The organism is Citrobacter sp. 50677481 (genome assembly GCF_001463265.1).
GTDB lineage: Bacteria > Pseudomonadota > Gammaproteobacteria > Enterobacterales > Enterobacteriaceae > Citrobacter_A > Citrobacter_A sedlakii.
Map to the genome: position 1 here is coordinate 35,354 of NZ_LNHZ01000050.1, position 11,445 is coordinate 46,798.

An 11,445-nucleotide genomic window follows, 5' to 3' on the forward strand; every position below is an offset into this window, starting at 1 on the left:
GAGAAGCATGTTTGATATTGGCGTAAACCTGACCAGTTCGCAGTTCTCCAGAGACCGGGACGAGGTGGTGGCGCGAGCGCTTGCCGCTGGCGTGAACGGCATGCTTCTTACCGGCACGAATCTCCATGAAAGTCAGCAGGCGCAGCGTCTTGCGCAACATTATCCCCAATGTTGGTCCACCGCCGGCGTTCACCCGCACGACAGTAGCCAATGGCAACCGTCAACGGAGGAAGCCATTGTCGCCCTGGCGGCGTTACCGGAGGTGGTGGCGATTGGCGAGTGCGGTCTTGATTTCAATCGCAACTTTTCCACGCCAGAAGAGCAGGAACGAGCTTTCGACGCACAGTTGCGGATAGCCGCCGAATTACAGATGCCGGTTTTTATGCATTGCCGTGACGCGCATACGCGTTTCCTGGCGCTGCTCGACCCGTGGCTGGATAAGCTCCCGGGCGCTGTGCTGCACTGTTTTACCGGCACACGCCAGGAGATGCAGGCGTGCATCGACAGAGGGTTATACATAGGCATTACGGGCTGGGTGTGTGATGAGCGCCGCGGGCTGGCGTTGCGTGAAATACTGCCGTTTATTCCTGCGGATAAGCTGCTGATCGAAACCGATGCACCCTATTTATTGCCGCGCGATCTGTCGCCGAAACCGGCGTCGCGGCGCAATGAACCGGCGCATCTGCCGCATATTTTCGCGCGTATCGCGCACTGGCGCGGGGACGATCCGCAGTGGCTTGCCGCCACAACGGATACCAATGTCAGAACGCTGTTCGGCATCGCGCTGTGAACCGGATGCGGGTCGGCAAGAGCGTTATAGCTTACGGAAACCCGTGTTTTTCACACTCTGCTTCACCTCTTTATTCAGCAGGTTAAGCAGCAGCATAGAGCGCGCTTCGCCGTCTGGTTCGGTGAAGATTGCCTGAAGCCCTTCAAAGGCGCCTTCGGTGATGATCACGCTGTCACCCGGGTAAGGCGTCTCCGGGTCCACAATGCCTTCCGGTTTATACACGGAGAGCTGATGGATGACGCTGGGGGGCACGGTGGCCGGGGAAGCGCCAAAACGAACGAAGTGGCTGACGCCTCGCGTGGCGTTAATCGTTGTGGTATGAATCACTTCCGGATCAAATTCCACAAACAGATAGTTGGGGAACAGCGGTTCGCTGACTGCGGTACGTTTTCCACGCACCATCTTTTCCAGGGTGATCATCGGCGTCAGGCAATTGACCGCCTGTCTTTCGAGGTGTTCCTGGGCACGCTGAAGTTGCCCGCGCTTGCAGTACAGTAAATACCAGGATTGCATAATGACTCTTATCCGCTTGTTCGGGGCGCAAGCATAGCAAAAGCTATGCGCTAAGTTAATTATACCCGGCGTAATTCCGGCTGCTTCTTTGTTGGCTGCCTGAGTTCACGCTAATTTAACAAAAATACAGCATCACGATGATGAACGCCGTATAATGAGGCGCTTACCCAGAGGCTATAATGGACGCCATGAAATATCACGATTTACGCGACTTCCTGACGCTGCTTGAACAACAGGGCGAACTTAAACGCATCACGCTTGAAGTTGACCCGCACCTGGAAATCACCGAAATTGCTGACCGCACGCTGCGTGCTGGCGGACCCGCGCTGCTGTTTGAAAATCCTAAAGGCTATTCCATGCCGGTGCTCTGTAACCTGTTTGGCACGCCAAAGCGCGTCGCGATGGGGATGGGGCAGGATGATGTCTCCGCACTGCGTGAAGTGGGTAAGCTGCTGGCCTTTCTGAAAGAACCGGAACCGCCGAGGGGCTTTCGCGATCTCTTTGACAAACTTCCGCAGTTCAAACAGGTGCTGAATATGCCGACGAAGCGCCTTCGTGGCGCGCCCTGTCAGCAGAAGATTATTACGGGTGATGACGTCGATCTGAACCGCATTCCCATTATGACCTGCTGGCCGGAAGATGCTGCGCCGCTCATTACCTGGGGGCTTACCGTGACCCGTGGGCCGCATAAAGAGCGGCAAAATCTGGGCATTTATCGTCAGCAGTTGATTGGTAAAAATAAGCTCATCATGCGCTGGCTGTCGCATCGCGGCGGCGCACTTGATTATCAGGAGTGGTGTGCGGCGCACCCTGGCGAGCGCTTCCCGGTTTCCGTGGCGCTGGGGGCCGATCCGGCCACGATTCTTGGCGCAGTGACGCCAGTGCCGGATACGCTGTCCGAATATGCTTTTGCCGGTCTGCTGCGCGGTACAAAAACCGAAGTGGTTAAATGTATTTCTAACGATCTCGAAGTGCCAGCCAGCGCGGAGATCGTACTGGAAGGGTATCTTGAGCCCGGCGAGATGGCGCCGGAAGGCCCATACGGGGACCATACCGGCTATTACAACGAGGTGGACAGCTTCCCGGTCTTTACCGTCACGCATATTACCCAGCGTGAAGACGCCATTTACCACTCGACTTATACCGGTCGTCCACCGGATGAACCGGCGGTACTTGGCGTAGCGTTGAACGAAGTCTTTGTCCCCATTCTGCAAAAGCAGTTTCCGGAAATTGTCGACTTTTACCTGCCGCCGGAAGGCTGTTCGTACCGTCTGGCCGTTGTGACGATGAAAAAACAGTACGCGGGACATGCTAAACGCGTCATGATGGGGGTCTGGTCATTTTTACGCCAGTTTATGTACACCAAGTTTGTTATCGTCTGCGATGACGATGTCAACGCTCGCGACTGGAACGACGTCATCTGGGCGATCACCACCCGTATGGACCCTGCACGGGACACGGTGCTGGTCGAAAACACGCCAATCGATTATCTGGATTTTGCTTCGCCGGTCTCCGGGCTGGGTTCAAAAATGGGGCTGGATGCCACGAACAAATGGCCAGGTGAAACCCAACGCGAGTGGGGGCGTCCCATTAAAAAAGACCCGGATGTTATCGCGCGTGTTGACGCGATCTGGGATGAACTGGCCATCTTTAATCACGGTAAAGGCGCCTGAGGCGCGAACGTTTTGCCCTATAGACCCATAGAGGGAGCGCATGACAACCTTAAGCTGTAAAGTGACCTCGGTAGAAGCTATCACCGATACCGTATACCGCGTTCGTTTAGTGCCCGACGCGGCATTTTCCTTTCGTGCCGGTCAGTATTTGATGGTGGTGATGGACGAACGGGATAAACGTCCGTTCTCAATGGCGTCAACGCCGGACGAACAGGGGTTTATTGAGCTTCATATTGGCGCGTCTGAAATTAACCTCTATGCCAAAGCGGTGATGGATCGCATTCTTAAAGATCATGAGATCGTCGTTGATATTCCGCACGGTGAAGCGTGGCTGCGCGACGATGAAGAGCGCCCGCTGATCCTGATTGCCGGCGGTACCGGATTTTCTTACGCGCGTTCAATACTGTTGACGGCCCTGGCGCGCAACCCGAACCGTGAGGTGACCATTTACTGGGGTGGCCGCGAAGAAAAGCATCTCTACGATCTCTCAGAGCTGGAAGCGCTGACGCTGAAGCACCCGAACCTGCGCGTGGAGCCGGTGGTTGAACAGCCTGAAGTGGGCTGGCGCGGGCGCACCGGGACGGTATTAACCGCCGTGTTGCAGGATCACGGTACGTTGGCAGAACATGATATTTATATTGCGGGTCGCTTTGAGATGGCGAAAATTGCGCGCGACCTGTTCTGCAACGAGCGCAGCGCGCGAGCCGATCGTCTGTTTGGCGATGCGTTCGCTTTCATTTAAGCAATAAAAAACCCGCCCCTGACAGGCGGGAAGAACGGCAACTAAATAATGCCCGGTGAAGGGAGACGCCCTCCGGTGATTTTTCTGGTGGCCCGGAGCGTGCCGGGCCTTGAACTCACCTAGACACGCTCGAATACTGTCGCGATGCCCTGCCCCAGGCCGATACACATTGTCGCCAGACCAAACTCCACATCTTTACGTTCCATCAGATTGATTAACGTCGTGCTGATGCGGGCGCCTGAACAGCCGAGCGGATGACCGAGGGCGATCGCGCCGCCGTTCAGGTTGATCTTCTCGTCAATCTGCTCCATCAGCCCAAGATCTTTAATGCACGGCAGGATCTGCGCGGCAAACGCTTCGTTCATCTCAAATACGCCGATATCACTGGCGGTCAGCCCGGCTTTCTTCAGCGCCAGCGTCGACGCCGGAACCGGACCGTAGCCCATGATCGAGGGATCGCACCCCACCACCGCCATTGAACGTACGCGGGCGCGAATTTTCAGGCCCAGTTCCCGCGCACGGCCCTCGCTCATAACCAGCATCGCGGCTGCGCCGTCGGAAAGGGCTGACGAAGTGCCTGCCGTTACCGTACCGCTGACCGGATCGAACGCCGGACGCAGGGTGGACAGCGCTTCGACGGTCGTTTCCGGACGGATCACTTCGTCGTAAGTAAATTGCTTTAGCACACCGTCCGCGTCGTGACCGCCGGTCGGGATGATCTCATTCTTAAACGCGCCAGACTGGGTTGCCGCCCAGGCTCGGGTGTGCGATCGCGCGGCAAACGCGTCCTGCATTTCACGGCTGATGCCATGCATGCGGGAGAGCATCTCTGCGGTCAGCCCCATCATACCCGCGGCTTTGGCGACGTTGCGGCTCAGACCCGGATGGAAATCCACGCCGTGGCTCATCGGCACATGGCCCATATGCTCCACGCCGCCGACAAGACAGGCCTGCGCATCGCCGGTCATGATCATCCGCGCGGCGTCATGCAGCGCCTGCATTGACGAACCGCAAAGGCGGTTAACGGTAACTGCCGGAACCGAGTGCGGGATCTCCGCCAGCAGCGACGCGTTGCGGGCGATGTTGAAACCTTGCTCCAGGGTCTGCTGTACGCAGCCCCAGTAGATATCGTCCAGCGCGGCAGGAGCCAGCGCCGGGTTACGCGCCAGCAGGCTACGCATCAGGTGCGCGGAGAGATCTTCCGCGCGCACGTTACGGAACGCGCCGCCTTTTGAACGGCCCATCGGGGTGCGAATCGCATCAACAATGACAACCTTTTCCATTGTGACTCCTTAAGCCGTTTTCAGCTCGCCAACCGGACGGGCTGGCTCAACTGCTGGATAGTAGGGTTCGTTATGGCGCGCTTTGTCGCGCAGCCCTTCCGGCACGTCATACAGCGGACCGAGAGACTGATACTGTTGCGCCATGTCGAGGTACTTCGCGCTGCCGAGCGTATCCAGCCAGCGGAACGCGCCGCCGTGGAATGGCGGGAAGCCCAGGCCGTACACCAATGCCATATCGGCTTCCGCCGGGCTGGCGATGACGCCTTCTTCAAGACAACGCACCACTTCGTTGACCATTGGGATCATCATGCGGGCGATAATTTCGTCGTCGTTGAAATCACGCTTCGCGTTGCTGACGTCCGCCAGCAGGCTGTCCACGGCCGCGTCGTCGTCTTTTTTCGGTTTACCTTTGCTGTCTTCTTTATAGCGCCAGAAACCCAGACCGTTCTTCTGACCAAAACGGTTGGCGTCGAAGAGGGCGTCGATCGCGTCGCGATAATCTTTCTGCATACGCTGCGGGAAACCTGCGGCCATCACTGCCTGCGCATGGTGGGCGGTATCAATGCCCACGACGTCCAGCAAATACGCCGGACCCATCGGCCAGCCAAATTGCTTTTCCATCACTTTGTCGATTTTGCGGAAATCCGCGCCGTCGCGCAGCAGTTGGCTGAATCCGGCAAAGTACGGAAACAGTACGCGGTTAACGAAGAAGCCCGGGCAGTCGTTAACGACGATGGGCGTTTTGCCCATTTTGCTGGCCCACGCCACCACTTTGGCGATGGTGTCATCAGACGTTTGTTCGCCACGGATCACTTCGACCAGCGGCATACGGTGCACCGGGTTAAAGAAATGCATCCCGCAGAAGTTTTCCGGACGCTTCAGTACGCTTGCCAGTTCGCTAATGGGAATCGTGGACGTGTTTGACGCCAGCACAGCATCCGGGCGGACCTTTTCTTCTGTTTCCGCCAGCACGGCTTTTTTCACCTTCGGGTTTTCCACAACGGCTTCCACAACCACGTCCACGCGATCAAAGCCAGCGTAGTCGAGCGTCGGATGAATCGTCGAAATCACCCCCGCCATCTTCAGACCGTCAATCTTGCCGCGCTCCAGCTGTTTATTCAGCAGTTTGGCGGCTTCGGTCATTCCCAGCGTCAGCGATTTGTCGTTGATATCCTTCATGATCACCGGCACGCCTTTCCATGCCGATTGATAAGCGATACCGCCGCCCATAATACCCGCGCCCAGCACGGCAGCCTGCTTTGGCGTCTCAACGTCTTTGGTCAGCTTCTTCGCTTTGCCTTTTACGAACTGATCGTTCAGGAAGATGCCAACCAGCGCGCGCGCTTCGTTGGTATGCGCCAATGGAACAAAGCTCTTATTTTCCAGGTTCAGCGCTTCTTCGCGGCCAAAGCGCGCCGCCGCTTCAATGGTTTTCACCGCTGTCATAGGGGCCGGGTAATGTTTGCCCGCCGTCTGCGCGACCATGCCTTTGGCGATGGTAAAGCTCATGGCGGCTTCAATCTTACTGAGTTTAAGGGGTTCCAGTTTTGGCTGACGTTTCGCTCTCCAGTCCAGATCGCCGTTAATCGCCTGGCGCAGTACCGCTATTGCGCCTTCCGTCAGTTTTTCCGCCTTCACCACACCATCGACCAGGCCGATTTTCAGCGCCTGCTCTGCGCCAACGTCTTTACCGGCGGCAATAATTTCCAGCGCGCTGTCGGCGCCCAGCATGCGCGGCATACGGACGGAGCCGCCAAAGCCTGGCATAATGCCCAGCTTCGTTTCCGGCAGACCGATGCGCAGATCGGGCGTCGCCAGACGGTAATCGGTCGCCAGCACGCATTCGCAGCCGCCGCCCAACGCATAGCCGTTGACGGCGGAAAGGGTAGGGACCGGCAGGTCTTCCAGACGGTTAAAGACGCTGTTGGCAAAATGTAGCCACTGGCTTAACTGTTCTTCGGGAACCAGAAACAGTGAAAGAAATTCGGTGATGTCCGCACCGACAATAAAGGCTGCTTTCTCAGAACGCAGCAGCAGCCCTTTTAAATCTGTCTGCTTTTCCAGTACATCCAGCGCCTGGCCGAGGCTGGCGACGGTCGCAGTGTCGAGTTTATTGACTGAGCCGGGGGCATCGAACACCAGTTCGGCGATGCCATCTTCCAGCCAGTCGAGGTACAGGGTGTCGCCTTTGTAAAGCATGTCAGTCTCCTGAATCCGCATGGGGATCTGGTCGTACCAGATGAATCGAAGTGTGTATTTTGTGTTAAAGAAATGCAAATAAGTGATTAAAAAAATGCCGATCCGATCACGGTCGGCAGAAATCACGCTCTTTCGGGTCGTTGTGCTAAGATGCGGAGACTTGAGGTCAAAAAAGCAGAAGGATAGAAAATGGAATCACTGGCCGCACTCTATAAAAATCATATCGTTACCCTACAGGAACGGACACGTGACGCGCTGGCGCGCTTCAAACTCGATGCGTTACTTATTCATTCCGGCGAGCTGGTTAACGTCTTCCTCGACGATCATCCCTATCCGTTTAAAGTGAATCCGCAGTTTAAGGCGTGGGTGCCAGTGACGCAGGTGCCGAACTGCTGGCTGCTGGTGGATGGCGTAAACAAACCGAAACTGTGGTTCTATTTACCGGTGGATTACTGGCACAATGTGGAACCGCTGCCGACCTCCTTCTGGACAGAAGAAATTGAAGTCATTGCGCTGCCAAAAGCGGAGGGCATTGGTAGCCAACTGCCTGCTGCACGCGGCAATATCGGCTATATTGGCCCGGTTCCGGAGCGCGCGCTGCAACTGGATATTGCGGCCAGCAATATCAACCCGAAAGGGGTGATTGATTACGTGCATTATTATCGCGCCTATAAAACAGACTATGAGCTGGCCTGTATGCGTGAAGCGCAGAAAATGGCGGTGAATGGTCATCGTGCCGCAGAGGAAGCCTTTCGTTCCGGCATGAGCGAGTTCGACATTAATCTGGCCTACCTGACCGCCACCGGACATCGTGATACCGATGTGCCTTACGGCAATATCGTCGCACTCAATGAACACGCCTCTGTACTGCATTACACCAAACTGGATCATCAGGCACCATCTGAAATCCGCAGCTTTTTGCTGGATGCGGGCGCAGAGTACAACGGTTACGCGGCAGATCTCACACGTACCTGGTCGGCGAAAAGCGACAACGATTATGCGCAGCTGGTAAAAGACGTTAACGATGAACAGCTGGCGCTGATCGCCACCATGAAGGCGGGCGTCAGCTACGTTGATTATCACATCCAGTTCCATCAACGCATCGCCAAGTTGTTGCGTAAGCACCAGATTGTTACGGATATGAGCGAAGAAGCGATGGTGGAGAATAATCTTACCGGGCCGTTTATGCCGCACGGAATCGGCCATCAGTTGGGGTTACAGGTACACGACGTTGGCGGATTTATGCAGGATGACAGCGGTACGCATCTTGCCGCGCCGTCAAAATATCCGTACCTGCGCTGTACCCGCGTGCTCCAGCCTGGCATGGTCCTGACCATTGAGCCGGGGATTTACTTCATCGAGTCGCTGCTGGCGCCGTGGCGCGAAGGGCAGTACAGCAAGCATTTCAACTGGCAGAAAATTGAAGCGCTGAAACCGTTCGGCGGCATTCGTATCGAAGATAACGTGGTGATTCATGATAACGGCGTGGAAAACATGACGCGGGATCTGAAACTGGCGTAATGGACAGTTGGTTAATTCCTGCGGCGCCGGTCACTGTAGTCGAGGAGATCAAAAAAAGCCGCTTTATTACGCTTCTGGCGCATACCGATGGCGTTGAGGCGGCGAAAGCCTTTGTCGGGTCAGTGAAAGCGGCGCATCCGGATGCCCGTCACCATTGCGTGGCGTGGGTGGCAGGCGCGCCGGATGATTCGCAGCAATTGGGGTTTTCCGATGATGGCGAACCGGCGGGCACGGCGGGCAAGCCAATGCTTGCCCAACTGATGGGCTGCGGCGTTGGAGAAATCACCGCCGTGGTGGTGCGCTATTACGGTGGGATCCTGCTCGGAACAGGTGGATTGGTGAAAGCGTACGGCGGCGGCGTCAATCAGGCGCTGCGTCAGCTAACAACACAGCGCAAGACGCCGTTAACCGAATATACTTTGCAGTGTGAATACGCGCAGTTGGCTGGCGTGGAAACACTTCTGGCTCAGCATGACGGCAACATCGTCACGCGTGAATACCAGGCGTTCGTTCGGCTCAGGGTGGCGCTTCCTTATGCGAAAGTGGCCGAATTTTCAGCAAGGCTGGCGGATTTTAGCCGCGGTTCATTGCATTTGTTAGCGATTGAAGAATAATCCCCCCTCATTTTGAAGAACTAAGGAAGCGGCAGAGATGCATTTTCGCGCCATTACCCGAATCGTTGGACTACTGGTCATCTTATTTTCGGGGACGATGATTATTCCCGGACTGGTAGCCCTCATCTATCGTGATGGGGCGGGACGTGCATTTACGCAAACGTTCTTTGTCGCGCTGGCGATAGGCTCAATGCTGTGGTGGCCTAACCGCCGCGAGAAAGGTGAACTGAAATCGCGCGAAGGGTTTCTGATTGTGGTGTTGTTCTGGACCGTGCTGGGTAGCGTGGGTGCGTTACCGTTTATTTTCTCGGAAAGCCCGAACCTCACCATTACCGATGCGTTTTTTGAATCATTTTCCGGTTTAACCACAACGGGCGCCACCACACTGGTGGGTCTGGATTCGTTACCGCACGCGATTCTTTTTTATCGCCAGATGCTGCAGTGGTTTGGCGGGATGGGGATCATCGTATTGGCGGTGGCGATTCTGCCGATACTTGGCGTCGGGGGGATGCAGCTGTATCGCGCTGAAATGCCCGGGCCGCTAAAAGACAACAAAATGCGCCCGCGTATTGCGGAGACGGCAAAGACGCTGTGGCTGATCTACGTCCTGCTGACCGTGGCCTGCGCGCTGGCGCTATGGTTTGCCGGGATGCCCGCGTTTGACGCTATCGGGCACAGCTTCGCCACTATCGCCATCGGCGGGTTTTCTACGCACGACGCCAGCGTGGGCTATTTTGACAGCCCAACGATTAACACGATTATCGCTATCTTTTTATTAATCTCCGGCTGTAACTATGGTTTGCACTTCTCTTTGTTAAGCGGACGTAGCCTCAAAGTGTACTGGCGTGACCCGGAGTTTCGCATGTTTATTGGCGTGCAGCTTACGCTGGTGGTCATCTGCACGATCGTGCTTTGGTTCCATGATGTTTATAACTCTGCGCTAACGACGCTCAACCAGGCCTTTTTCCAGGTGGTGTCGATGGCGACGACGGCGGGCTTCACTACCGACAGTATTGCGCGCTGGCCGCTGTTCCTGCCAGTGCTGCTGTTGTGCTCCGCGTTTATCGGCGGTTGCGCCGGTTCGACAGGCGGGGGGCTGAAGGTGATCCGTATCCTCCTGTTGTTCAAACAAGGGAACCGAGAACTGAAGCGACTGGTGCATCCGAATGCGGTCTACAGTATTAAGCTGGGGAACCGTGCGCTGCCGGAACGTATCCTCGAAGCGGTTTGGGGTTTTTTCTCGGCGTATGCTCTGGTATTTATTGTCAGTATGCTGGCGATTATCGCGACTGGCGTGGACGACTTTTCCGCGTTTGCCTCCGTGGTGGCTACACTTAACAACCTTGGACCCGGGCTGGGTGTCGTCGCGGACAACTTTGCCAGTATGAATCCGGTGGCGAAATGGATCCTGATTGCCAATATGCTGTTTGGCCGTCTTGAGGTCTTCACTTTGCTGGTACTTTTTACCCCGACCTTCTGGCGTGAATAATGGAGTAACACGTGAAAACACTGATTCTTTTTTCAACCCGGGATGGACAAACGCGCGAAATCGCTTCGTATCTGGCGTCAGAACTGAAAGAACTGGGCATCTGGGCAGACGTCGTGAATTTGCACCGTACCGAAGAACCTGAATGGGACAGCTACGATCGCGTGGTTATTGGCGCGTCTATACGTTACGGGCATTACCATACAGCCTTTCAGGAGTTCGTAAAAAAACATGCGACGCGGCTGAACGGGATGCCGAGCGCGTTCTATTCCGTAAATCTGGTGGCGCGTAAACCGGAAAAGCGCACGCCGCAGACTAACAGTTACGCGCGTAAATTTTTAATGAGCTCGCAGTGGCGCCCTGACCGCTGTGCGGTGATCGCCGGCGCGTTGCTTTACCCGCGCTATCGCTGGTATGACCGCATAATGATCAAACTGATTATGAAAATGTCAGGCGGCGAAACGGACACCAATAAAGAAGTGATCTATACCGACTGGGAGCAGGTTGCAGGTTTTGCCCGGGAAATCGCCCAGTTAACCGTCAAATCGCCGGTTAAATAAACGTAAAGAATAAAAATTGCGCGGTTGATAAATTATTTTAAATTTCCTCTTGTCAGCCCGAAAT

Annotated in this window: 10 protein-coding genes; 7 read left to right on the forward strand and 3 right to left on the reverse strand. The window is 55.7% G+C overall.

Annotation, left to right across the window (positions count from 1 at the left end; all coding sequences use genetic code 11):
- The first annotated feature begins 7 nt into the window (after positions 1-7).
- The gene (gene tatD, locus APU02_RS12570; RefSeq protein WP_042292721.1) at positions 8-790 is read left to right on the forward strand and encodes a 3'-5' ssDNA/RNA exonuclease TatD; all 783 of its coding nucleotides are present in this window, start codon (positions 8-10) and stop codon (positions 788-790) included.
- 24 nt (positions 791-814) lie between these two features.
- Here tatD and rfaH read toward each other — a convergent pair whose 3' ends face one another.
- Complete coding sequence (gene rfaH / locus APU02_RS12575) at positions 815-1,303, reverse strand: transcription/translation regulatory transformer protein RfaH (protein ID WP_042292718.1); 489 nt, start codon at positions 1,301-1,303, stop codon at positions 815-817.
- Positions 1,304-1,482: 179 nt separating this feature from the next.
- Here rfaH and ubiD point away from each other — a divergent pair, with 179 nt between their 5' ends.
- Both ubiD and fre read left to right on the forward strand, forming a co-directional pair.
- Complete coding sequence (ubiD, locus tag APU02_RS12580; protein WP_072197114.1) at positions 1,483-2,976, forward strand: 4-hydroxy-3-polyprenylbenzoate decarboxylase; 1,494 nt, start codon at positions 1,483-1,485, stop codon at positions 2,974-2,976.
- Positions 2,977-3,016: 40 nt separating this feature from the next.
- Positions 3,017-3,718: an NAD(P)H-flavin reductase gene (fre, locus tag APU02_RS12585; protein WP_060570170.1), complete on the forward strand. Its 702-nt coding sequence runs from the start codon at positions 3,017-3,019 to the stop codon at positions 3,716-3,718.
- A gap of 119 nt (positions 3,719-3,837) precedes the next feature.
- On the opposite strand, the gene fadA is transcribed toward fre, so the two are convergent.
- Positions 3,838-5,001 (reverse strand): acetyl-CoA C-acyltransferase FadA, encoded by a 1,164-nt coding sequence (gene fadA, locus APU02_RS12590; protein ID WP_060570171.1) that lies wholly within the window; start codon positions 4,999-5,001, stop codon positions 3,838-3,840.
- Positions 5,002-5,010: 9 nt separating this feature from the next.
- On the reverse strand, positions 5,011-7,200 hold the full coding sequence (gene fadB, locus APU02_RS12595) for a fatty acid oxidation complex subunit alpha FadB (RefSeq protein WP_060570172.1): 2,190 nt from the start codon (positions 7,198-7,200) through the stop codon (positions 5,011-5,013).
- A 189-nt stretch (positions 7,201-7,389) separates the two neighbouring features.
- Here fadB and pepQ point away from each other — a divergent pair, with 189 nt between their 5' ends.
- Genes pepQ through hemG form a run of 4 tightly spaced genes read left to right on the forward strand, consistent with a single transcriptional unit; the run spans position 7,390 to position 11,381 of the window.
- A complete protein-coding gene (gene pepQ, locus APU02_RS12600; protein ID WP_060570173.1) occupies positions 7,390-8,721 on the forward strand; it encodes a Xaa-Pro dipeptidase in 1,332 nt (443 codons plus the stop codon).
- Positions 8,721-9,335: an IMPACT family protein gene (locus APU02_RS12605; RefSeq protein ID WP_042292704.1), complete on the forward strand. Its 615-nt coding sequence runs from the start codon at positions 8,721-8,723 to the stop codon at positions 9,333-9,335. The genes pepQ and APU02_RS12605 overlap by 1 nt, the downstream gene beginning before the upstream one ends.
- A 37-nt stretch (positions 9,336-9,372) precedes the next feature.
- The gene (trkH, locus tag APU02_RS12610) at positions 9,373-10,824 is read left to right on the forward strand and encodes a Trk system potassium transporter TrkH (protein WP_060570174.1); all 1,452 of its coding nucleotides are present in this window, start codon (positions 9,373-9,375) and stop codon (positions 10,822-10,824) included.
- Positions 10,825-10,835: 11 nt separating this feature from the next.
- Positions 10,836-11,381 (forward strand): menaquinone-dependent protoporphyrinogen IX dehydrogenase, encoded by a 546-nt coding sequence (gene hemG / locus APU02_RS12615; protein WP_042292697.1) that lies wholly within the window; start codon positions 10,836-10,838, stop codon positions 11,379-11,381.
- The last annotated feature ends 64 nt before the right edge of the window (positions 11,382-11,445 follow it).